The organism is Ideonella sp. FW305-24 (assembly GCF_058788035.1).
Genome location: NZ_JBYTAI010000003.1, coordinates 327,821 through 350,414, shown reverse-complemented (window position 1 = coordinate 350,414; position 22,594 = coordinate 327,821). Strand labels below are relative to the sequence as shown.

General features: G+C 65.0%; 23 protein-coding genes. 2 read left to right on the top strand and 21 right to left on the bottom strand.

Annotation, left to right across the window (positions count from 1 at the left end; genetic code table 11):
- Positions 1-15: 15 nt before the first annotated feature.
- From AC3WR5_RS10520 to AC3WR5_RS10440, 17 genes are all read right to left on the bottom strand, one after another.
- On the bottom strand, positions 16-669 hold the full coding sequence (locus AC3WR5_RS10520; protein WP_492484157.1) for an OmpA family protein: 654 nt from the start codon (positions 667-669) through the stop codon (positions 16-18).
- A 15-nt stretch (positions 670-684) separates the two neighbouring features.
- The gene (locus tag AC3WR5_RS10515; RefSeq protein ID WP_492484156.1) at positions 685-2,691 is read right to left on the bottom strand and encodes a type IV secretory system conjugative DNA transfer family protein; all 2,007 of its coding nucleotides are present in this window, start codon (positions 2,689-2,691) and stop codon (positions 685-687) included.
- On the bottom strand, positions 2,688-3,773 hold the full coding sequence (gene virB11, locus AC3WR5_RS10510; RefSeq protein WP_492484154.1) for a P-type DNA transfer ATPase VirB11: 1,086 nt from the start codon (positions 3,771-3,773) through the stop codon (positions 2,688-2,690). Before virB11 ends, AC3WR5_RS10515 begins: the two co-directional genes overlap by 4 nt.
- Entirely contained in the window at positions 3,770-5,227 is a 1,458-nt protein-coding gene (gene virB10, locus AC3WR5_RS10505; RefSeq protein ID WP_492484152.1) for a type IV secretion system protein VirB10, read from the bottom strand. Before virB10 ends, virB11 begins: the two co-directional genes overlap by 4 nt.
- Positions 5,224-6,147: a TrbG/VirB9 family P-type conjugative transfer protein gene (locus tag AC3WR5_RS10500; protein ID WP_492484150.1), complete on the bottom strand. Its 924-nt coding sequence runs from the start codon at positions 6,145-6,147 to the stop codon at positions 5,224-5,226. The genes virB10 and AC3WR5_RS10500 overlap by 4 nt, the downstream gene beginning before the upstream one ends.
- Complete coding sequence (locus AC3WR5_RS10495) at positions 6,144-6,929, bottom strand: VirB8 family type IV secretion system protein (protein WP_492484148.1); 786 nt, start codon at positions 6,927-6,929, stop codon at positions 6,144-6,146. Before AC3WR5_RS10495 ends, AC3WR5_RS10500 begins: the two co-directional genes overlap by 4 nt.
- Positions 6,930-6,998: 69 nt before the next feature.
- Positions 6,999-7,703: a TrbJ/VirB5 family protein gene (locus AC3WR5_RS10490; protein WP_492484146.1), complete on the bottom strand. Its 705-nt coding sequence runs from the start codon at positions 7,701-7,703 to the stop codon at positions 6,999-7,001.
- A gap of 26 nt (positions 7,704-7,729) precedes the next feature.
- Complete coding sequence (locus tag AC3WR5_RS10485) at positions 7,730-8,830, bottom strand: TrbL/VirB6 family protein (protein ID WP_492484144.1); 1,101 nt, start codon at positions 8,828-8,830, stop codon at positions 7,730-7,732.
- 13 nt (positions 8,831-8,843) lie between these two features.
- The gene (locus AC3WR5_RS10480) at positions 8,844-9,251 is read right to left on the bottom strand and encodes a hypothetical protein (RefSeq protein WP_492484142.1); all 408 of its coding nucleotides are present in this window, start codon (positions 9,249-9,251) and stop codon (positions 8,844-8,846) included.
- Positions 9,248-11,740, bottom strand: coding sequence for a VirB4 family type IV secretion/conjugal transfer ATPase (locus AC3WR5_RS10475; protein ID WP_492484140.1), 2,493 nt, complete (start codon positions 11,738-11,740; stop codon positions 9,248-9,250). The genes AC3WR5_RS10480 and AC3WR5_RS10475 overlap by 4 nt, the downstream gene beginning before the upstream one ends.
- Positions 11,724-12,056, bottom strand: a complete 333-nt coding sequence (locus tag AC3WR5_RS10470; RefSeq protein ID WP_492484138.1) for a VirB3 family type IV secretion system protein — start codon at positions 12,054-12,056, stop codon at positions 11,724-11,726. The genes AC3WR5_RS10475 and AC3WR5_RS10470 overlap by 17 nt, the downstream gene beginning before the upstream one ends.
- 18 nt (positions 12,057-12,074) lie before the next feature.
- Positions 12,075-12,365 carry a TrbC/VirB2 family protein gene (locus AC3WR5_RS10465; RefSeq protein ID WP_492484136.1) on the bottom strand — a complete coding sequence of 97 codons (291 nt, stop codon included), beginning with the start codon at positions 12,363-12,365 and terminating at the stop codon, positions 12,075-12,077.
- A complete protein-coding gene (locus tag AC3WR5_RS10460; protein ID WP_492484134.1) occupies positions 12,362-12,871 on the bottom strand; it encodes a lytic transglycosylase domain-containing protein in 510 nt (169 codons plus the stop codon). Before AC3WR5_RS10460 ends, AC3WR5_RS10465 begins: the two co-directional genes overlap by 4 nt.
- A gap of 10 nt (positions 12,872-12,881) precedes the next feature.
- On the bottom strand, positions 12,882-13,445 hold the full coding sequence (locus AC3WR5_RS10455; protein ID WP_492484132.1) for a hypothetical protein: 564 nt from the start codon (positions 13,443-13,445) through the stop codon (positions 12,882-12,884).
- Positions 13,446-13,581: 136 nt separating this feature from the next.
- Positions 13,582-14,349, bottom strand: coding sequence for a helix-turn-helix transcriptional regulator (locus tag AC3WR5_RS10450; RefSeq protein WP_492484130.1), 768 nt, complete (start codon positions 14,347-14,349; stop codon positions 13,582-13,584).
- Positions 14,330-14,728 (bottom strand): hypothetical protein, encoded by a 399-nt coding sequence (locus AC3WR5_RS10445; RefSeq protein WP_492484128.1) that lies wholly within the window; start codon positions 14,726-14,728, stop codon positions 14,330-14,332. Before AC3WR5_RS10445 ends, AC3WR5_RS10450 begins: the two co-directional genes overlap by 20 nt.
- A 200-nt stretch (positions 14,729-14,928) precedes the next feature.
- The gene (locus AC3WR5_RS10440) at positions 14,929-15,336 is read right to left on the bottom strand and encodes an ACT domain-containing protein (RefSeq protein WP_492484126.1); all 408 of its coding nucleotides are present in this window, start codon (positions 15,334-15,336) and stop codon (positions 14,929-14,931) included.
- 257 nt (positions 15,337-15,593) lie between these two features.
- Between AC3WR5_RS10440 and AC3WR5_RS10435 the strand changes: the two genes are divergently transcribed.
- Positions 15,594-16,535, top strand: a complete 942-nt coding sequence (locus AC3WR5_RS10435; protein ID WP_492484124.1) for a fatty acid desaturase — start codon at positions 15,594-15,596, stop codon at positions 16,533-16,535.
- Positions 16,532-17,797, top strand: coding sequence for an SLC5/6 family protein (locus AC3WR5_RS10430; RefSeq protein WP_492484122.1), 1,266 nt, complete (start codon positions 16,532-16,534; stop codon positions 17,795-17,797). Before AC3WR5_RS10435 ends, AC3WR5_RS10430 begins: the two co-directional genes overlap by 4 nt.
- On the opposite strand, the gene AC3WR5_RS10425 is transcribed toward AC3WR5_RS10430, so the two are convergent.
- The 4 genes from AC3WR5_RS10425 to tcuA form a co-directional block, all read right to left on the bottom strand.
- Positions 17,750-18,736, bottom strand: coding sequence for an HTH-type transcriptional regulator ArgP (locus AC3WR5_RS10425; protein WP_492484120.1), 987 nt, complete (start codon positions 18,734-18,736; stop codon positions 17,750-17,752). The two genes, AC3WR5_RS10430 and AC3WR5_RS10425, sit on opposite strands and share 48 nt — an antisense overlap.
- A 1,045-nt stretch (positions 18,737-19,781) precedes the next feature.
- Positions 19,782-20,003 carry a hypothetical protein gene (locus tag AC3WR5_RS10420; protein WP_492484119.1) on the bottom strand — a complete coding sequence of 74 codons (222 nt, stop codon included), beginning with the start codon at positions 20,001-20,003 and terminating at the stop codon, positions 19,782-19,784.
- The gene (gene tcuB, locus AC3WR5_RS10415; RefSeq protein WP_492484118.1) at positions 19,990-21,165 is read right to left on the bottom strand and encodes a tricarballylate utilization 4Fe-4S protein TcuB; all 1,176 of its coding nucleotides are present in this window, start codon (positions 21,163-21,165) and stop codon (positions 19,990-19,992) included. Before tcuB ends, AC3WR5_RS10420 begins: the two co-directional genes overlap by 14 nt.
- On the bottom strand, positions 21,152-22,567 hold the full coding sequence (tcuA, locus tag AC3WR5_RS10410; protein ID WP_492484117.1) for an FAD-dependent tricarballylate dehydrogenase TcuA: 1,416 nt from the start codon (positions 22,565-22,567) through the stop codon (positions 21,152-21,154). Before tcuA ends, tcuB begins: the two co-directional genes overlap by 14 nt.
- Positions 22,568-22,594: the final 27 nt, after the last annotated feature.

Sequence of the window (22,594 nt, the reverse complement as noted above, 5' to 3'; positions counted from 1 at the left end):
GGATTGAGTGCTGGCTCAGTGCTGGGCGACTGCGGCTGCGCTCAGCGCAACGGGCAACGCGCGGTACAGCTCGATCTCGACGCGGCGGTTCAAGCCGCGCCCGGCTGCGCTGGCGTTGTCGGCCACGTGATCGCCAATCGGCTGATAGGTGCTGCGGATGCGTCCGGGCTCCACGCCAGCGGCCACCAGGTAGTCGCGGACTGCGGCCGCCCTGTCCCTGGCGATGCGGCCCTCGGCCGACGCGTCGCTGGTGCCATCGGTGCGCCCGCGCAGCAGCACCAGTGGCGATGCCTTGGCCTCCTCGACCAGGGCTGACGTGACATCGGCCGGAATGGCAACGCGGGTGCTGCCGAACTCGAATCGAACGGTGAAGATGGTGTTTGCTTGGCGCTGCTGACCCGACGGCGCCTGCATGGCGGCAAGGATCTGTTGGCGCGCCGCCATGTTCGCCAGCGTGGCGGCAGTTGTCTCCGCCAAGCGTCCGGACTCGGTGGCCATCAGGCGAGTGTTCTGCAGGTCGTTCTTGCAGACCTGCAGCTCGACGGCCGTCTTCGCGTTGACCGGCCGCTTCTGCGATTCGTCCACCGCCGGCGGCTGCGGCGGCGAACTGCAGGAGGCCAACAGCAGCAGCCAGGGAACAAAGGGCGTGAGGATGATGCTTGTTCGCATGACGGTGCTCCCGGTTCAAGTGATGTCTGCGCGCTCGAAGATGCATGGGTCGTCGATGAGCACGCCGTCTTCGTCTGCAGCGGCCTCGATCAAGCCACCGCTAGCGGCCTGGCCCGCCCTGGGGCTGACGACGAAGTCCAGCACGGCCTCGGCCATTTCGCCTGGCTGCCCGTCGGGTAGCTCAGGCAAACGGCTCATGTCGCAGACGAGTTGCTCGACGTCCAGGCTCTCACCGGACGCCAGTTCATCGTCGGCGTAGCGCCAACGCTCTTGCACGCGTGCGACGTGCAGGTCCATGTTCATGCGCGGCACAGGCGGCGGGGACAGCAGGCGTGAGGTGAAGGCCTTGTCGCGGTGGTAGCGAATCTTCTTGCCCAGGATGGGCTTGCAGTTCTCGAAGATCACCACCAGCCGTTCGCTGCCCAGCTCCTTGAATTCCTGCGGAAGCAATAAGGCTCGGCGCTGCTCGCTTTCATTTCGGCTGATGCTGCTGTGGCCGTGACCGCCGATGGACCGGCTGCGTCCACGCGACGTAGCGCGCTCGGTGAACTGTCCCAGCATGGCGCTGTATTCGTCGGCGTCGCGCTGCTCGCGCGGCGCAAAGAGGATCTGCAAGCCGTGGTTGGTGGCGAATGTGCGGGCTTCCTTGTCGCCATAGACGGCATCGAGCTGGGACATGGCCTGCACCACGGTCAGCAGACGCAAGTTGTAGCCGGCAAGGAAGGCGGCGGCGTTGGTGATGGCGCCCACGCGGCCCATGGCCGTGAACTCGTCGTTGACCAGCAGGCATTGCACCTTCAGCGTCGGGTCCTGCTCGGGCAGGTGCTGGGTGTTCAGGTTGACGAGCTGCGAGAAAAACAGGTTGAGCAGCGGCCGGGCGTTGGCCAGCCGGTTCGGCGGGATGCGCACATAGACCGACATGCGACGACGGCGCACGTCCTGGAGCCGGAAGTCGTCGGCGCTCGTGGCCGCATCGACCACGGCATCCGCGAAGATGGTCAGCGGCGCGTTGAAGGTGGCGACCACGCTGGACAGCGTGTTCTCGGAGTTTGACAACAGGCGCTGCAGGGCGTCCGCACACTCGTCGGAGAAGGGGGCGCCTTCGTTCCTACGTGCTGTGAGCAGGCCGCTCAAATGATCCTTGAGCGAGCGGCCCTTGCCTGAGGACTGGCGCAGCATCTCGCCGATGGTGCGTGGCAGGTCTGGCGTTTCGAGGAGCACCAGGCCCAGACCCAAAAACAGGTTGCGCGCCTGGTCGTTGAAGAAGGCTTCCGATGAAGTGCCGCCGCCATCGTTGGGAAAGAAGACCTGCCCAATGGTGAGCAGGTCGCCCACGCGGTGCAGCAGGCTGGAGCGCACAGCGGTCAGCGGGTTCCAGCGGTGGCTGCGCGCGTCTTCGTCGAAGGGGGAGAAGGCATAGACAGCCTGGTCATGCGTGGCGCGGTAGCCTGCTGTGATGTCGTAGTTCTCACCCTTGATGTCGAGCACCACGACCGAGTCGGGCCAGTTCAGCAGGTTGGGGATCACGACACCCACGCCCTTGCCGCTGCGAGTTGGGGCGGACAACATCACCGACAGCTGGCCGGGCAGCGACAGGAATTTGCCGCGGTGCCGGCCGATGAGGATGCCGGGCTGACCGTCGCTGTCGCTGCGGGTCAATCCAGCGCGGTCCACCTCGGAGGGGCTGGCGAAGCGGGCATCGCCATGCAGCGCGCGGCGCGGCCGTGCTGCGGCGACAAGGCCCGCAGGCAGCAGGATCAGCAGGCCGAACCCCGAGACGCCAATTGAGAGCTGCAGCTTCTTGCGGAGCTGAGCATCTTCCGCGTACAAAGCCCAGTAGTGCACGATGCTGGCGAAGTGCGCCTGTCGTGGGTTGGCCTTGTTCAGCACCAGGAATAGGGCGCCTGCCACGTAGAACGCCGCACAGGCCAGCACGACGTAGCCCATGACTGCAAAGCCGCAGGCTGCGACCTTGCGGCCTGCGGGCCATGCAGAAAACGGCAAGGCAGTGACGCTGCTCATGCTGGCGCCACCTGTGCATCCCCTCGGCTGAGCCGCTGGCCGCGGGGCTCATAGAGGATCTCGGAGATGAAGCGGCCGCGCTCGTCGCGATCGAACTGCACGACCACGTCGACCACGACGTTCAGCAGCCACTTGATCTCGTTCAAGCGCAGTCCGCCGCCAGCGCCGGTCTCGCGGATCATCAGTGACATCTGCTCGAAGGCCAGCGCGCAGCTGCCGGCATGCACGCTGGTGATGCTGCCTGGGTGGCCAGAGGCTGCGAGGCGCACGAAGTGGAAGCACTCGTCGCCGCGCACCTCGGCCAGGAAGATGCGGTCTGGCTTCATGCGCAGGCAGGCTTCCAGCAGCGACTTGGCCGTCACCCGGGCCGTTCCCTGTGCGTCCTTGCTGTAGAAGAGGTGCACCACGTTCGGGTGGTTGGGCAGCGTCAGCTCGGCCGTGTCCTGGATCGTGATCAGCCGCTCGTGCCTGGGCACTTCCTCGACCAGGCCCTTCATGAAGGTGGTCTTGCCCGAGCCGGTCTTGCCACTGACCACGACGGTCTGGTGCTTGCACACCGCCAGACGCAGGAATTCGGCGTAGCGGCGTGAGTCCTTCAGCGCCATGAGTTCGCGCTCGAACGGCAGTAGTTCGGCGTTCGCCGTGCGCGTCACGGTGGCCGTGCGCTCGAACAGGCCTTCGCGCTCGAAGTCCTCCAGCCGCTTGATCAGGTGCGACGGCTTGCGCACCGTGACCGACACCGTGCCGCGCGGCACCGCCGGCGGGATCACAAACTGGATGCGTTCGCCGCTGGGCAGCGTGGCCGACAGCAGTGGCCGTTCCTGGTTGACCTGTTGGTCGCAGAATGTGGCAACCGCAGTCGCCAGCGACAGGCAGCGCTCCTGCGTCATCTCCGGCGCAGGCACGGTCTGCCAGCCATGCACCGTCTCGACCAGCAATTCGCCGGGCCGGTTGATGCAGACCTCCAGCACGCCAGGCGCATCGAGCTGGTCGCGCAACGGGCGCAGGAACTCGACCACCGAGGTCGCGTCACCGCACCAGCCTTCGCCCAGGGTCTCGTGCTCGCAGGTGTGCGGGTTCATGGCGCCACCTCGCGTGCCAGCTCGTTGGCGGTGGGCCTCAGCGCGTACACCGACGAAAAGTCCACGTCCCGGGCGACGTAGATGCCCACGATGCCGCCTTGATTCTGGTAGATCAGCGGCGGGATGTTGATGGTGCTGTCCAGCACCTTCTCGGCGAGCTTGTTGGTGTTGGCCGTGGTGGACGGCAGCACGACGGTGTTGGCCTGGTCGCTGCTGTCACTTTCGTTGGCCTGGTTCTGGATGACGAGCTTGACCGAGTCGTCGATCAAGGACAGCAGCATGGCCGCGCCGATGCGCTCGCCCCAGCGGTTGTCGACGTAGCCGTCAATGCCGGACTCGCCCAGCTGGCCTGTGCCAGGGGAGTCGATGTCGACCATGACGCCAAGCGGCGTGCGGATGCGGGTCCACAGCACCGGAATGCGCACAGTGCCGGGCTTCACGGATGCAACGCGGTACTCGCCATCCATGTGCGAGCCACGTTCGATCAACAGCACGCGCCCGTCGTCGCTGAAGACGTTGCGCTGCACCTGGCAGCCGACCAGGCCGGATGCGGCGCTGATCACCTTGGTCTTGAGCGCACAGGTGAAGGCGGTGCCCTTGGGCAGCGTGAGGCTTCGCTTGCCGAGCATGGAGGCGGCCACCTTGGGCGTGGCGGAGCCTTGGAGCTGGCCGCCGAACAGGCCACCCCCAGCAGTGGCTCCACCAATGGGTGCCGTGCCGGTCATCGGCGGCCCGCCGAGAAGGGATCCCGACGGTGTCTGGCCGGTCGCCTGGCCTGTGGCCAGTGCGGCGGACTTGGTCATGCTGTCGAGCAGGCCCTGAAGCTGGCGCTGGTAGCCCTGCAAGTTGCGCGAGGTTGCGGCCATTGGATCGAATGGGCTAGCAGCATCGGGCGAAGTCGCGCCGTCTTGAGCAGGAGGCGTGGCTGCATCCGCCTTTCGGTTGAATGCGCCCGGGCGGGAGGTGACCAGCAGGACAGGGGCGTCCAGCGGCGACGCCGTCTTCGGACCGCCCGACGCGGCATCACCGGATCCTGTCCGGCGGACGCCGATGGGCTCGGCGAGCTCTTCGGCCGTCGGGGTCAGGGCCGGGATGCGCGGCGCTGTGGCCGCGGGCGTGCTTGCCGCGGGTGCTGCAGACATGTCAAGCTGGCGCGGCTCTGCGGTCGCCGCTGTTGGCTTGTTCTTCACCAGCGTGGCCGCCGCGTCGTTGGTCTTCTTGCCACTGGCCGTGAACCGCTGGATCGTCAGGCCCGCGACGGCGACAAGCGAGCCGATCAGCAGTGCAACCGCCAGCAAGCCCTTCTTCGACAGTGACACGCGCTGGCGGGCTGCAACGTTGGGAATGCCGGGCTCGCCGGGCAGTGGCGAGATCGTGGGGCCGTCCGCGTCGGCAGCAGTCTGGGCGCCAATTTCAGGATCGGCATTGCCGCTCTCGGTGGTGTCGCGCTTCATGGCGTCACTCCTCTGTGCATGTCGGTGGCCGCAACGGCGTGGCCACCGGTTTCGTCCTTCAGCACACGCTGCACGCCTGGCACGGTGGTGCCATCAGCGGGTGGCCTGCCATCCAGGTCGAAGGACTCGTTCCAGAGGCCGACGACAGCCGCGCCGGCGCGCAGCATCAGCCGCCGGCTGACGCGGTCCAGCACGAGCAGGTCGTCTTCCATGCGTGCGTTGACCAGCGTCTCGCTGCCATCGCCCAAGACATGGAACACGGCCGGGACCTCGCGGTTGCCTGGAAAGCGCAGGTAGGTGAAACGGCCGTCGTCGAAGACCAGGGTCGGCACGATGTCCTGCGAGCCGTCGCCTTCGGCAACCGAATATCGGGTGTTCATCACCTGCGGCTTGGCCTGCAGCCGTTCGGCGACGACTTGTTCAGGCGGCAATGGCGGCGGCAAGGCTGGCAGTGCGATCAGGGGCGCCGTCTCGCGCTGCGTGAGCCGAGCAACAGGCATCACCTGGGCCGACGCCCTGACCACCAGCCGGTACACCGGCGGCTTGGGGTCGCCATCGGCCAGCACGACAAAGCGGAAGGCATGTGTGCGGCGGTCGGTGACCACGGCCAGGTTGTTCGCCGCGCTGGCCGAACTCTTGGGCTTGACGAAGATGTTTCGGCCGCCGGCCTGGGCCGCCACGCACCATGCTGCTTCAGCCTTCGCACAGTCGCCGCCCAGGCCTGCCGCTACCTCGGTGATCGACTCGTCGGTGTCGAGAACGACCAGGGTGACGACACCGCGCTTGACTGGGACTGTCACCACTGCGTGCGGGTCATAGACCACTTCGCGCAGGCGAGAATCTGCCGGCTCTGAGGTGGCGACGGCTGGGCCGTACAGCGTCAGTCCGGCCATGGCTGCGAGCCAGGTCAGGGCTTTCATGGCTTGGCTCCCGGTGCGGTCGTGTTGATCTCGGGGTCGGACCGATACGCGGTGACGACGAAGCCAAACGGGTTTTCAATTCGGTCGCGCTCCTTGGCCAGCACCTTGGGCTGGTACTGGAAGTTGACGCTGGCCACGTGCCGCGTGGTGACCTCGGGCAGGTTGCGCTCCGTCAGGCGCACCACCTTGTCGTAGGTGACCGTCGCCTGGCCCTTGCTGCCGCTGCGAGCGGAGGCCGTCAAGCGCACGCCGATGACGTTGATGCGCCAATCCTCGGTCGGCCCAATCCTCTTCTGCAGGGCACCGTCGCCCTCGAACTGGCGGTTGTAGTCGGCGAACACGGCCGGCACTGCCATTCGCGCCACCTGGTCGAAGTCGCGCTGCAGGAACGCCCAGCTGTAGCCCTCCCGGGCGCGCACGAAGGTGGCGAGGTTGTGCTTGTCGAGCGCTTCCATCGGCGGGATGGTTTCGACGTCCAGCCGCTGCTGGACCGTGGCCTCGCCGGTGACCCGGTCGACGACGATGGGGATCTCCACAACGCGGCGTAGCGGACCCTGGACGAAGACGGCTGCGATGCCGATGAAACCCAGCGTCAGGCCTGCGATGGCCACCCACCATGCCCGCCGTTCGGATCGTTCGAGCATCAACGCCCGGTCAAGCTCCCACGCCCGGTTGGCGTCGATCACCGCCTGCTCAGCGGTGGTCTTGTCGCCGTCCTGCTCCGGGCTTTGGGAGCGACCGGGCAATGCAGCAGCTATTCCTGGTGACAGGACGGCACTCATGTTGGGACCTCAGGTGGACTGCGCGCGGGCTTCGGTAGAGCAGGGCGCAGAAGGATCAGGGATCAAGCATCAGGGCAGGTAGTCGGATACCTTCCCAGTGCGGACGAGCATCTGGTACTGGCGTTCGCGATCGCGCGACCTGGCGATGCGCTCCTCGCTGTCGGCCATGCCTTGCAGCATCTGCAGCTGGGACATCTCGTGCGCGAGAAGGGCGCCTTCCGCGCCGACACGGGCCTGGATCTCCTGCACGGCCTTCTGATCCGTGGTGGCGTTGATCTGGCCCATCAGCGACTGGATCTGCGACAGGCGCCCCGCGGCCGACTTCATCGCGTCCTGCAGCAGGCCCTTGTACTGATACGGCTGGGCCAGCGAGGCCTGGCAGCTGGTCCGGGCGTCGCCGATCAGGTCCGTGCAGTTGTAGACCATGGCCTCGTCGCGCAGTGCCTTGGCCGTGGCGTTCAGGCCGGAATAGCCCGACGAGTTGATGGCGTTGACGAAGGTGTAGGCCTCCGCCGGCACGTAGTTTTGCAGCATCGGGTTGTTGAAGACGTTGCCGAGGTTGCGCATGCCGTTGATGCTGTCGAGCTGGCTCTGCATCTGGGTGATCTGCTGCACCTGGTTGTTGATCTCGGTGATGTCGTTAAGGACCTGCTGGACGGTCTGCATCAGGTTCGCGGCATCGATGACCGGGATGCCCTGGGCGAGGGCATTGCTGGCGCCAAAACTGCTCGCGATGGCGCAGGCGACGGCAGCGGCTGTGAGACGGATGCGCATGGCAAGGCTCCTGTGCTGGTTGACGATCACGCCCGACCGCGCAATGCGGCGAGCTTGTAGGCGGCGGTTCGCACCGCGCCGTAACCTTGGCGAACCACAGCGCCGGCACCGGCGGCCATGGCTCCCGCAGCGCGACCTGTGGCCGAGGCAGCGGCGCTGGTGGCCTGGCCCGTCGCGTAGGGCAGGCCGGCACCGGCGCGAATGACGCCGCCGGCCGCACTCGCGCCACCCGTGCCCCTTGCAGACGAGGCGGAGCGCAGGCCTGAAACCATCAGGGCGTTCTGGATCATCTGCATGCCCTGCTGGACTGCGGCGCCGCCAGTCAGTGCGGAGGCCAGGCTGGGCGCCTGGAAGCAGATGATGGCCATGAGGATCATCACGACGCAGTACTTCAGGCTCTCGCCGATGACGTTGAAGGTTGCGCCGAGGAAGCCGCCTTGGTCTTGGATCGTCTGGACCAGCGTGTCTCCCATGTATGCGCTGAGCCCGAGCGCGAAGAACGCGAACCAGGTCAGCACAACGGCGTTCAAAACCATGGACAGCCAACTGTCAAAGAAGCGGGCCGTGGGCCGCCAGGCGAGGCAGAGAACGAACAGCGGACCAACGGCAATCACGAAGGTCAGGAACACCTTGGCGAGCGTGACGACAAAGAGCGCGATGCACAGAAAGATCACGTTCCCCAATGCCGTGATCACCGCAGCAAAGATCAGGTCCAGCCGCATGATCCCCGCTTCCTTCAACAGATCCAGCACGAGCTGGCCGGCCTTGTCGTTGAAGGTGTCGAGGATCGCGTATGGCGTAGCGATGGTTGCTGGATTGGCGACAGCGGGCAGAAACGTCGATGCGACGCCGGTGGCAAGTGCGTTCGCGGTGTCGGAGACGTTGCTGATGTAGAAGCCGGACTGCAGAGCAAAGGCCAGGACAAGGCCGATCTTGAATACCTTCCACATGAAGACAGGCAAGGTCTCCGAGACTTCGTTTCGCAGCACGGCCCAGCCGTAGAGGGCCACCCACAAAGTCATCGCCGTCAGTGCGATGGGTGCGATTCCAGCCATCAGCGCCGACACGACGCCAAGTACATACGTGTTCAGAACGCTGTCAAATTGAGATCCGACCCACGAGAACATTGCGTCACCTCAATCATTGAATGGCGCTGTAGGGCAAGGCTTTCGTGCTCACGCACTTGCTGCCGATGTCAGGAAGCTGGCACTGCATCCACTGACCTCGCGTTTTCACGATCCACAAACGGGGCCTCTTCTCGGTGCCGAATGTCGAAGGACGACAGGTTCCCGGTCGCGCGTAGATCTCGGTGCATTCGCGAAGGCCATCCGCGGTCTCGACCATCCGCCATCCACTCGCTGCGCATGCCGGGTTGTCGGCAGTGCAAGGCATGGCCAGGGTGGCTGACGGAAGAGGCGGAGTCTCCACCTTCTTGGTCCCATCAGGCATCACCTTGACAGCCTCGTTGCCCTTGACGAACTGGGCGCTGGTGGTGGTGGCGGCAACTGCAATGGCGACCGCTGCAGTGAGGTGACGAACAGCGTTCATGCGGCTCTCCTGGAGGTTCGAAACTTGCGATCGTGAACCTCGGCAAGCAGGACGGGAAGCCATTGAAACGGATCGTTGCCGTGTCGTTCACGCACCGCGTCCATCAGGGCCACGTTGTCGGTGGTGGCCGAAAGCACGGTCATGAAATCCTCCAGCCCCGCGAGGTCCAACTCGCAAATCGCACTGGCATGGCCTTGTTTGACCAGGAAGCGCCGGCCGCCTTGTGCGCCGAGGCTGCGCACGATGTCGAACTCGGCCTGCGTCAGGCCGAAACCGTCGATGTATTCCTCGCGCACCGCTTCAGGATTGGCCAGGAAGATCTTGGTCACGCTCTGCTCGATCATCGTGCGGCCGATGGGGTGGCGCAGCACGTCGGACGGACTCTGTGTGTCGAAGATGCCCAAGCCGTTCTGCTTGCGGATCGTCTTTTGCTTTTGCTTGGCGAAGTCGCTGAAGCTCTCGTGGTCGAGCGCCTTCCAGAACTCGGAGATCACGTAGATCAGGCGTTCACCGTTGACGAACTCTTCCATCACCTGCAGCAGGTACATCATCACCGGCGTGCGAACTTCGGGCAGGTCCAGGAACTCTGTGGTGTCGAAGCCGATGACCGATGCTTCGTCGAGGTCGAGCAACTGATCGTCGGCCAGGTCGAACACCCACCCCAGCGCGCCACCCTGGCACCAGCGGCCCAGCCGCTCGAACAGGCTGTTCTCACCCGCCTTCGGCAGGTTCTGGCGCACGGTTGAGAAGCGGCGAAGTGGCGCCGGCATCATTGCCATGGCCCTGACCGCATCGGCGATGGCCCGTTCGTCGGCCGGCAGCAGGGGCATGCTCGGCGTGGCGATGCAGGTGCGGATCAACTGTTCCCAGAACTGAATGCGCGCCGGTGTCGGCTCGCGCTGCAATGGGTTGCAGCCGGTGGGCTTGCCGGCTTCGAGTGTGAAGTAGCGTCCGCCCAGAGCCCGGATCGCGATCTCGCAGCCACGGTCCAGGTCGAACAGCACGAGCCGCGGCGCCGGGTTCCATTTGCGCGTGAGCGTCAGCAGGAACATCTCCAGCGTCGTCTTGCCCACACCGGTCGAGCCGATGATCAGCGTGTTGCCCGGCAGCTTCTTGTCGGCCGAATCCTCGCCTTCAGGGCTGCTGTGCAGGTTCAGGTAGAACGGTTGGCCTGAGGGCGTGCGCAGCAGGGCCAGCGCCTCGCCCCAGGGATTGCCCTCACGCTTGCCGCGGGCGAAGTTGTGAGCGCTGGCGAGTGCCGCAAAGGCGCGCGAGGACAGCTTGGCATCCCGGGGTCGCCACTGCCAGTTACCTGGCATCTGGGCGAACCAAGCGGCATCGGCCACCAAGTCCACCGGCGACATCTGCAGGCTGGAAGCCTCACCAATCGCGCCGATGGCCTGCGCCGCCCGACGGCCGGCATCGGCCACATCCTCACCAAACACGACGAGGCTGTAGTGATACTCCCCCATGCAGAACTGGCCGTCGCCGAGTTCGTTCAGCGCCACGTCCATCTCGGCCACCTGGCTGGCCACCACGTCGTCGCTGGCGATGAGCTGGTCGCGCTGCAGTTCCAGCGAGCGCATCGCTTCGCGGCGCGGCAGGATCGAGAAGCTTTGCGTCTCGATGAACTCGCTGGCCTCGTAGAGCAGGGCGTTGAGGATGCCGGGCTCGACCGCATCGGCGTACTCCTTGATGTCCACCAGGGCTGCATAACGCCGCTGATCGCCGTGGCGCAGTTCGAGCTTGTCGCCCCCGAAGGACAGCCGAACCGTGGGCAGCGTTCGGTAAAGCGGCCCAGCCGTCATCGGAATGGGCCGCCAGCGGCCGTTGACCAGGTAGCCGAGGAATTCGGCCAGTTCGGAGTAGGTCCGGCCGCGGTGCGCCCGCTTGCCGAGCAATTGGGGACCGAAACCGCGCAACACCCGGTCCACCAGCGCGCTGCGCTCTTCCATGATCCGCAGGGCCTCGCTTTGCGCTTCGGCGATGGCGGCGCGCGTACGCTGAGTCGACTGCAGCGCACGGCTCACACGCGACACATTGGGCCGGTATACCAGCGTCAGGTAGAGCTCGTTGCTCATCATCCGCTGCTCGCCGAGCTTGGCTTGGTAGGCGATGGACAGGTCCCGGGCGAAGCCGGGCTGTGCCGGGTCCTGCAGGCTGTCGCTTGCAATCCGGTGCAACCGGTGCGTCCACAGCGCCCACTGGCCACCGGCCAGGTTGCGCAGCAGGCTGCACAAGGCCTCGTGCCGCTCGCTGATCTGCTGGTCATCGGCGCACTCGAAGGCCACGCCGTCCAGGCGCCACACGCGCAGGTAGTCACCACCCCGTGTGATGACGTCGTGCGGGCTGAGCAGCGACGAAAACGGGATGAAGCGGGCCAACGGGTTCTCGGTCCGGGCCTGCGCCCAGTACCGAGGCCGCGAAGCCACGCGGGCGTCTCGGCCCGGCCGCGCGTCGGCGCCGTTGGTCTTAGACATGCCAAGCATCGCGGTTGCTCCGGTAAAGGGTGGGCGTGTAGCTGCGCGCGTACCACAAGCGGCGGTTGCGGTCGTGCAGGCGCAGCTTCAGGGCGACAAACATTTGCCGAAAGCGCTGGTCGTCCTTGGCGGTCACGAAGCGCATCCACAGCAGCGCAGGTACCAATGCGATCACCACCCCGAGGGCAATCCACCAGCTCACCAGGATGCCGCCCCAGATGACCAGCAGCATCCCGGTGCCAAACAGCACCACCAGTGGCACCAGCGGGATGCCCAGCTTCATGGCCGGGCGCGTTGCGCCCTTGTAGATGGCTTCGACTTGCATGGTCTGGCCTGTCGTCGCTCAGCTGACGATGTAGCTGGCGAAAGCCGCGGCGCCGCCGACGAACGTGCCTCCGATCAGCACGTTGGACACATCAGCCAGGCGCGCGCCTTGAAAGATCATCTTGAAGCCGGCCCAGATGATGGCGATGGTCACCACCGCGATCGAGATCGTCACCAGGATGGCGTTGACGTTCATCACCGTGGTGTTGATCTTGTCGAAGCCGTCGGCCATGGCCATTCGAGGTGCGGTTTGCACCAGCAAGGTTGCCAGCGCCGGTGCGGCGCGGCGAATCGATGTGAGGGGCTTCATGTCTTGTCCTTTGGTTGGGCGGTTAAAACGGGACGTGCAGCGGTGACCGCGGCGGTTACGATCTTGCGCACGTAGCCTTGGCGAAAGCCGGTGACGAAATTGCCGCTGTAGTAGCAGGACAGGGCCTGTCGCAAGGCCGCTTGGTCGACCGGCGTAGCCGCTGCCGAAGTACGTGCGCGGTCAAAGCACTCGACCAGCACGGACTGCATGGCCGCCAGGTTGGTGCATGGCTCGAAGGCCGATTCAATCGTCAGGCCCAGGCGCTCCAAGTTGCCGACGTTGATCTGGCCGAGACCGACGCTGAAGCTCCAACCAGCAGCTCGCAGGGCACGCGCTGTGGCCAGGGCCTCTGCGCGGTGCCGCGGCTGGTGCACCAGCGCCCCGCCGACCACGCCGATCGCCCAGGGGTTGAAGGCGCTTTCGACGGTGACGAGAGCCCGTGCGGTGTCGGCGTGCACCTGCGGTGCACAGGTCACTGCCAACGCGAGGAAGGCGGACGCGTCCATGGCATGGACCTCAGTTGCCCGGTTCGACTGGTGGCGGCGGCAACGAGGCGAGCCAGGCTGCGTAGTCGTCGTCGAACCGTGTGTCCCAGGTGCCGAGCTGTGTTTTCGCAGCCTGGCTGAATTCGGTCACGGTGTCGCCGCTCATGCTCCACCAAGTGCGGGTGAAGGGCTCGCCATTGATCGAGACGGACACCGCGCCGGTGTAGTCGCAGGTGTAGACGGGGCCGATGTCGCTCTCGAAGACCCGCGTGTACTGCGCCGGGCAGAAGCTTGGTGCGTTGGCCCAGGCGTTGTTGGCCGAGTTGCCGCCACCGGCCATGCCGCAGGTCGGGAACGGCTTGCCAAAGGCCAGGTCATGCAACACCTGCTTGATCGGCGGGACGCACTGCGGGATGGCGTGCCAGCTGGGCGCGGCGAAGCAGAGCAGTACGAGGCAGCCGTCGACCGCATGGGCAGGACCTGCGAAGAAAGCACCGGTCATGGCTGCGAGGGTTGCCAGCGCCGAGGCGATCCAGCGCTGGCGCAGCGGGGAACTCGTCTGCGAAGAGACGCGGGCGGTCATTGCAGTTGTCATGTCGCGGCTCCTTCTGAGGCTGCGAGGCCGCTTCGGGATACCCGGCGACTTGCATTGAGTTCACTCTATGCGCCGTATCCGCGTGCACCACTGCTTCAATTGCGCGACTTTCTTGCGCGCCGGCGACGGGCTTGTCTCAGAGCAGCCCATATCGCTTGCACAACCGGACCGCATCGCGGCGACTGGCTACGCCAAGCCGCACGTTGAGCCGATGAAAGCGGCAGTCGACGGTCTTCGGCTCCGTGTTCAGGGCCGATGCAATTTGCTTTGAACCCTGCCCAAGCGACTCGCGACGCAGCAGTTCGAGGTCACGGTCCGTCAGGTGAGCGCGTTGAACCAGTTCGTCGCGCCCTCGACGCTGGAACCAGTCCGTCAGCCCCAGAGCCAGGGCGCGGTAGACCAGCATCAGGCGGCTGGCGGGGTCGAGGCAATGCGCATCCTCGCCTGCCAGTATCAGGAGGCCCAGTGCGTCAGAACCTCGAGGAAGCGGCGCAGGAATCAGCCAGACTGCTCGCGCACGTCCGCTGGGGTCGGGATTCTGGTTTTCTGCTTCTTGTCGCTCATCGAGGGACTGCTGAACGAGCAGGGGCTCGCTCGATCGCGCAGCATGGGCCAACCAATTGCATGGGCCGCTGTGCAATTGCCTCAGCGCGCTTGCCGTCCAGTCTGGGTCCAGTGCCGCGATGGATCGGTACCAGCCCTGGCCGCTGTGTGAGATCGCCCAGACGAAAAGTGCTGCGCTTGCGCCGCCCGTCTGCGCAGCCAGTTCCAGCGCAGAGATGACGCTCGCCAGGTCGGCGAAGGTCAGCGAACTGGCCAACTCGCAAAGCTCGAATGCTGCTGGGGGGCAAGCGGAAAGTGCAGGTTCACTGCGCCGGTCGGCGTCATTGAGCGAGGTTGCCATGCGCAAACCTCCGCAGTTCGTCGTGAGCGATGGGGTGATCGAATTTGGTCGGCGCTTTGGCGAGCCAATGCTCGAACTCGGCCAGGGTGTGGATGACGAAGCACTCCTCCAATGCCGTGCCAGTGTGCAGCCAGGTATTCAGCTGGACTTGCAGGCCGGCGGCATCAGCGCCCACGACGAGTTCAAGCCAGCCGTGCTCGGAGATCCACGATGCATGGACTTGTCCGCGATCTCGGGCGAGGGATGCGACCGTTGGAGGGACAGGCACGGCGGATGCAAATCGCGGGCGTCCTGCAGGCGTTCGGCGCCCGCGCCAATCCTGATCCAAAGCAGGGCGATTGGTCGGATGCTTCTTGGCTCGTGACTGCGACGTGCTCATGGCGGCGCTCCCAATGAATCCGGTACCTCTTCATCCGTCGTCCCGACTGCGGGTCATACGATCCAAGAGATTCCGCGAGCGCAGCCTAGAAACCAGCTGCAGTGCCTGTCAATGCATCAGGACCGGTTTGCGTAAATTTTGTGGCCGCGTCAGCTCTGCTAAACGACAGCAAATCGCGCAAGGGCGAGGCTCAACCGAAATCAGGAGACGCTGGCGTCTGCGGAGAGCCGGCGGAGGACTTCCATCGTTTCCGCAGCGCGGGCTTCGGGCACGAAGAGGTGATCGTGGTGGAAGGCCGCCACAGCATTGCAGGCGATGCCTGCGTGCGCGAGCCTGTCCGTGATGCAGGCCAGAAAACCGACTGCATCGAGCGATGACTGGACGGTGAGGGTGATGAGGCGACAGGGGAAGGTGTAGCGAACGCTGGCTGCCTCCGCCTGCGATTTGCTGATGATGGCGGTGAGCCCCTCAGCTTCCCGGAATGTGCAGATGGGATCGACGCCCTGCGGAAGTCGGAAGTCACTGAAGGTGCAAAAGACGAAGACGTCACCGGCAATGCTCGGCGTCATCTCTCGGCACAAGTCGTGCAGATCGCGAACTGCGGTCATCGTGATTTCCTCTAGCCTGCTTGGACCCACCCCGGCCGAGATTATGGCCATCCTCCAGCGCCGAAGGAACCTTCAATCGAACGACCAAGCGGGAGATGAGCTCGGCTCCGGTTTAGCGTTCCTGACCTGAAGCGAAAGTTGCTAAACCGCGATCACCGGCGGCGGCGGCTTGGTACCTTGGGGTCGCGGCTGGGACGATCCGGTCGAGTGCGGGCCCTTTCCACGGCGCCCGTCGGCCGCGCTCAAGGAGGTCTGCCATGGCCACCCGCTCGGAAGTACTGTCCGACATCGCGCTGCTCCGGCAGTCCTTGCGTCGCGCCGGCAGCCCTCACCTGCCACTGCTGGAGCTGGAGGGCTGGCGCCCGATCAGGGACATTCTTGTCGATGTTGCAGCGATCTGTGCAGCGCTCGCTGTCGCGCTGCACGAACCCTGGACATCGCCGCTTGCGCTGCTGGTCCTCGGCAATCGCCAGCGGGCGCTGGGCAACATCCTGCATGACGCTGCGCACCGTAACCTGATGCGCGACCAAGTGGTGAACGATCTGGTGACGTGGGCGTTGATCGCGCCCGTACTGTTCGCGAGCCTTCCGCGCTATCGAGACTTGCACTTCCGCCACCATCTGGACCTCGGGGCGAAGGGCGCCGACCCCGACTTGATCCCGATTCCGCCGATGAAGGCTCGATCCTGGGTGTCGGCGGTCGCGGTCAACGCGCTGTCCGTGCGAGCGGTGCTGGGTTCGGCTTGCGGGCACTTGTTGGACAGAGGTGTTTCCCGCCGAGAGAAGCTGTACATCCTCGCGTGGTGGACGCTGCTGTTCGCTGCGCTTGCCGCGGCGACCGGCGTCGGTGCGGCGGTCAGGATGCTTGCCTTGTGGTTGGCCGCTCGATGCACGGTTTTTCACTTGATCACCACCTTCCGGGAGATGTGCGATCACCATGGCCTTGCGCCTGGTGGTGTGTTCAGCTTCACGCGCGACATCAAGGCCGCAGGACCGTGGTCGCTGCTCATCCATCCACGGAACAACGCATACCACCTGACCCACCATCTCCTGCCGGCCATTCCGTACTACAGGCTGCCCGACGCCCAGCGCCTATTTGCGACGCTGCCTGAGTACCAGGAGCGCGCCTGTGTCAGCGAGGCCTACTTTTCGGGTCCCGGGCGAGCGGTGGCTTCATGGCAGCGAGGGCCGACGCAGTGACAGCACGGACGCTGGGCGCACTTCAGGTCGGCGCACTCCTGATCTCGGCCAGCTACGGCACTGGCTTCCTGTTCGGTTCAGGCGAATACGCCCTGCGATTCGGCATGGCGGGTGCGGTCTATGGTGTTGCGACTGGGCTGGGAATGATGGCGATGGCTGCTGTCGCCGGCCGGCTGTGGCGGGCAAGCCGTCCCGTGTGGGACCTGCTTGGAGATCAGTGCGGGGAGCGCGTGCGACGGCTGGTCGCACTGCTTTCTGTCATCTGGATGGCGGGCGTGCTGGCCGCGCAGATCCATGGCGCGGTCGCCGTCATCCGCTTGTTGGGTGTCAACGCCGTGCCAGCAAATGCCGCAGCCATTGCGCTGATCTTCGCGGCGTCTCGCGTCGAGTTGCGCGCGGCTTCTGTCGTCTTCGCCGGTTGCCTTGCGGCCAGCGCGATGGTCCTCTTGTTCGCCTTGGTCACGAGCGGCGGTGTTGAGCTCTACGTCGGATCATTGCCGGCATTCGCTCGGGCCTTGCCGGCGCTCGGCGTGGCGCAGACCTTCACGATCGCCATTGGCGTGGGCCTGCTCGTTTGCACCGGAGCGGACTACCATCAGTTCGTCCTGGCCGCACGCGGGCCTGGCGCGGCCATCTGTGGCTGCCTGCTGGCAGGCGTCGGTTTGCTCTTCCTCGCGTTCCTGCCCCCTGCGGTCGTGCTGGCCACGATTGCCCAGCCGAGTTGGCCTGGCATCGCGGATCCCAAGCAGGTCGTGCCGCAGGCGCTGTCGCTGGCCGCGAAGCATCTGGCGGTCGGTGTTGCCCCGATGATGCTCGGCGCGCTTTGTGTCGCGGCGCTTGGATCGGGCGGCGCGGTGCTGCGCGCCATGGTGTCAGCGCTGCAGGCAGCTGGGCCTCGCCGCCTCTGGATGACGCCTCTTGTCCCGGCCTCCATCGCCATGGCCGTCGCAGCGACTTTGACGGCCAGTGGTTTGCCCATCGTGGACACGATGGTGTCGGTCAATGTGGTCTACATCGCCAGTGTCGGCGTCAGCCTTTATGGCTTTCTCCTTGGAAGGCATGGGCACAGGGTTGACGAAACCTGGGTGATCGCGACCGGCTTTCTTGTCGCGTTGGCTGTCTTCGTCGTGACCTGGCTGAGTTGGCCGATTCCGAATCGCGAGCTGGTCTCGCTCCTTGCCGGGTTGGCGTCCGCTGCCGTGGCGCGAGCCGCGCTACATCGACGCGATGACCACTTCGCGTGGCCTGCGTCGCGCCGGTAGCGAAGACAGCGTCCGCTGACGGCGTGGCTTGCTGGTCGACCGGCGCGGTTGGACGAGGCACTTCGCCGCATGGCCGACGATCAGGTCGGTGATCTCCCTGGCCATGGGCGGCTCCATCTCCCAGTGATGCCAGAACAAGTCGACGTGCACAGGATCGCCCGGTGCCAGCTCTTGCAGCACCCCTTCCTGAACCAGGCGTTGGGCTTGGGTGGAGGGCGCCAACCCGTAGCCGGCACCCATCGCGATGCCTTCAAGCAGGGCGGATGGGGAGGGCAGGTAGTGGCGGGGATAGCGGTCGATGCGAACGCCGAACCGCCGTTGCAGAAATTCCGCATGCAGCGCGTCCTTGCGATTGAAATGGATCGCTGGCGCGCGCAGCACGTTCGCCACTGTCAGGCCGTCGCCCAGAAACTCCGCCGCGAAAGCTGGCGTCGCGTAGCAGCGGTACTCCATGGCCCCGAGAGGTTCTGCGACGAATCCTGAGGCTGCCTTGGCATCAGTCGAGATGCAACCGACGACCTCCCCACGGCGCAGGCGACCGGAGGTGTGGTCCTGGTCGTCGGTGACCACCTCAAGCGCGACTGCGCGCTGCAAGAAAAGGTCGCGCATCAGTGGCATGAACCAGGTGGCCAGGGAGTCGGCGTTCACCGCAATTGCCAGCGGCACCGGACCGTGTCCAGCGGATGAGTTCCAGAGTTCGCGCAGCGAGGATGCCTCAAGCAGACGCAGCGCCTTGACGTGACGCAGCAGCACCTCGCCAGCGGGTGTCGGTGTGACAGGCTTCTCGCGCAGCAGAAGGATGGTTGCGAGCGATTCTTCGAGCGCCTTGATCCGTTGCGAGACGGCACCTCGCGTCACGTTTAAAAGCGTGGCTGCTCGTTCGAAGCTCTGTTGCTCGGCGACGCACGCAAACGTCTCCAGTTGATCTCTGTCCAGCATGGCGCAATCTCCTTTCGGACGACGCGCGAGGCGTACAGCTGTTCGCGGCCGCAGAGACGGTGGTCCCGTTGCCGTGGGCACTGGAAACGATCTGCGTCGATGCCGGCGCGCGCCATCGAGTCGCTCAGACTGACGTCGTCGCTGTTCAGGCGCCCCCGTTTTTTTCCAAGCGAACCACATCGAGCGACGGGTGCTTGTCGGACCGCTTCGGAGTCGGCCTTGTTCAATTCGCTATTGATGTCTACGGAGGGAGGTATTGTCCAGAGGCGTTACGTCACAAATCGTAAATGCGGGTGATGGGCGCGCGTGCTTTCGCACGCACGCAGAGAGCGGTCTGCGCTACGGCCCCGGGGCCGTAGCTTGCCCGATTCCCTCGTCGCCATGCATTCGCCCGTGCCTCGCCTCGCCGGTCGCCAGACATGCGGATCGTCGCGCCGCACGCGCAGCGGCAAGGGGCTTTCGCGGCATAGACGGCCTGCGCCAACGCAGGCGCGGGTCCCCCCAATTTAATCCACGGTTCCCTTGCGGCTGCGCTCGCAAATGGTGCGCTTGATGCCGCTCGGCGACCGACGAATGCGGGGCGGGCATCCACTCGGCAGCCTGGCTTTCTCCGAGAGAACAACAACCACAAACGGCTCCCTCAAAGCTTTAGGCAGGACCGGGAAGGCAAGGCTGTCTCCGGCTGGTGGTGAGTCATCGGCAGATGAGGTCCGAAGTCTGCCCGATAGCGGAGAGACACGATGTTCCTGATTGTTGAGCGCACTCCGCAGCTTGACGCTCAGGTCTGGCCGGGCCGACGCCTGCTGGCCTTGTGGATGCCGTGGCACGGACCGTGTAGTGGGCGAACCTCGTGCTCGGCCTACCGGCGCCGCTTGGACTAGCTGGGCGGCTCCTCTCAAAGTCGGCACCCACCCTGTCTCAATGTTGGGTTGGCACGGTTGCTCGGTGCGCTGGGAGACCGACACTGTTCCGCTCAAATCGCGTCGCGCGGTTCCACGAAGTATGGGCGCTCCATCTCCGCCAGCGTCGTCCTCATGTCTGTTGTTTACCCGATCAGACCAGCCTCATCCCTCTCGCTGATGTCGCCCTTGAACACGGGTTTGATGAAAACCTTACCGTTACGGTCGACCATCGCATCGATGTCCTCCTTACTGCCATCTGGCTCAGGCACTGCGGCGGCCGGAAATCCTGAAAACTGGCGACGGATTGCACCGCGGTGCATGCCGCTGGTCTCCATTTCGTTCCCCTTGGATTCAATCTTCGGCAAGTTGAAGCTTGCTTGGCTGGCGGCGTTCGATGGACCATTTCAGCAATGCTGCGCTGCGGTAAATACCATGTGCAAATTTGCCATAGGGAAGGGTCGCGAAAAGGGCCATGACCGCGCCGAGATGAAGGCATAGTGACAGCGGCAGGATGGCGTGTTCCTTTGCCAGCGTTAGCACTAGGCCGCTCGCCGCGGTGAGGAACAGCAGCGCGATGAACCCGCGATCCATCGGCCGTTGCGCGGTGTCCTGCTGCAATGGGTGGCGCCTGAGGTTCAGCCAGAACAGACCGGCTGTTCCGGACATCAGCGAGATGCCACCGACCATGCCCAGCAGCTTCGGCAGGCTGGCATAGCCGTACGGTGCCGGCATGCCGAGCGCGTAGTGGCAAAGCGTCGCGGTGCTGGTGGCGCCGAAGCACAGCATGAAGCCGTAGAACGTCAGGTGATGAAAGCGGCGTCGCAGGTGCGAAAAGCGGTCATCCGCGTTGTTGCAGCCCTCGCCGTGGCCGCCATCCAGGTATTTCAGCGTCAACATGTTGTGCAGCGCCTCGGCTGCGGCTGGCGTCGAGGCGGGGCCGGATGCCTCGGCTCGCCAAAAGCCTCGCACGCCGATGCTCAGCGCAACGACCGAGAAGAGGAAGATCGGTGCGAATAGCAATACCATGAGGTTGTGCGGAAAGATGGCGTAGTAGCCGCCAGGTGGGGCGCCCCACAGTGCGCCGTTCAACGCCGCCGCCAGGACCAGGAACAGCGCCAGACCGATTGCGAGAGCCATCGAAAGCACAAACCCATTGCGCTTGTAGAGTGCCCCTAGCGCGGACGGCCAGGCATATTCGGTGTAGGTCTCAAGGCGCACCTTGGCCATCGCTTGCGGCACGTTGACGGCGAACTCGTGCGGCGGCGCATACTGGCAGGCGTGCAGGCAGGCCCCGCAGTTGTGGCACAGATTGGCGAGGAAATTGACGTCGGCCTTGGCGAAAGACAGGCGGCGCGTCATAGCAGGGAACACGGCGCAAAAGCCCTCGCAGTAACGGCACGCGTTGCAGATCTGTAGCACACGCTCGACTTCCGTTTCGCTGGCAGTCATGGCTTTGATCGGGATCACGCGTCTACCGCCGTCGGCCAGAGCTGCGGCCTCGCGCGTCAGAGTTTCAAGCTGCTTCATGGTCATGCTCCATCGCTGCCGCCTTGGCAGCCTGCACGCCGGCGATGCGGCCGAAGGCGGTGCCGATGCTCATGCCGACCCCCGCGGTGTACCCTTTGCCGAGCACGTTGCCGGCCATCATTTCGCCCGCGACAAACAGGTTGGGACTGGCGCGACCACCAAAGCGCACTGCAGCGGTCTCGTCGACCTTCAGCCCTAGGTAGGTGAACGTGACGCCCGGCCGCAGTGCATAGGCGCAGAACGGCGGCGTGTCGATGGGCCTTGCCCAGTGGGTTTTCGCGGGGGTCAGGCCGGCGGTGTCGCAGTCGTCCAGCTTGGTGTGATCGAAAGTGCCAGTTCGACACGCAGCGTTGTAAGCATCGAGCGTCTGCACGAAGCGCGCTTCGTCCAGACCGAGCGAGCGTGCGAGTTCCGGCAGGCTGCCGGCCTTGACGCCGGGAAACACCGGCGGCATGAAACGGCCCTGGGCCTTGGCGTCGATGATCGAGTAGGCAGTCTGGCCGGGCTGCTGAGCCACCAAACGCCCCCAGATGGCATAGCGCTTTGGCCAGAAGTCTTCGCCTTCGTCGTAGAAGCGTTCGGCATCGCGGTTCACCACAACGCCGAGCGATACACAGTCGATGCGTGTGCAGATGCCGCCGTCGTAAAGCGGCGCGCGTGCATCGATGGCCACCATGTGGGCCTGGGTCGGGTCGCCGATCTTGTCGGCACCGGCGTCGATCATGAAACGCAGCAGCGTGCCGGTGTTGAAGCGGGTGCCACGGATGAGGAAGTTGTCAGCCGGGTGCTCGCCGCGCTCGTTGATTCCCCAGGCTTCGCGCAGCCATTCGCGGTTGGATTCGAAGCCGCCCGCAGCCAGCACACAGCTGCGCGCCTCGAAGCGCTCAGTTCCCGAGCAGGCTGCCACAAATCGGCCATCGCGTAACTCGATGCGGTCAATCGGCGTGTCGTAGCGGATGCGTACGCCGAGTTGTTCTGCGCTGCGGTAGTAGGCGTTCATGAGCGCCTTGCCGCCGCCCATGAAGAAGGCGTTGGTGCGGGCGGTGTGCAACGCGCCCGACAGCGACGGTTGGAAATGCACGCCGTGGCGTTTCATCCAGGGTCGGCAAGTTGCCGAGGCACGGATCACCAGCCGAGCGAGCGCTTCGTTTGTGGCGCCACCCGTGACCTTGAGCAGGTCTTGCCAGAACTCTTCTTCGGAGTAGGCATCGACTAGCACATCCTGCGGTGCGTCGTGCATGCAGCGCAGGTTGCGCGTGTGCTGTGAGTTACCACCGCGCCATTCGCGTGGCGACGCTTCAAGGACCAGCACCGAGGACCCTGCCTCGCGCGCCATCAGCGCGGCACAAAGTGCGGCGTTGCCGCCACCAATGACCAGGACGTCGATCTTTCTGTTTGCCATGAGGTGAGTCTAGGAAGGAGGGCTTGA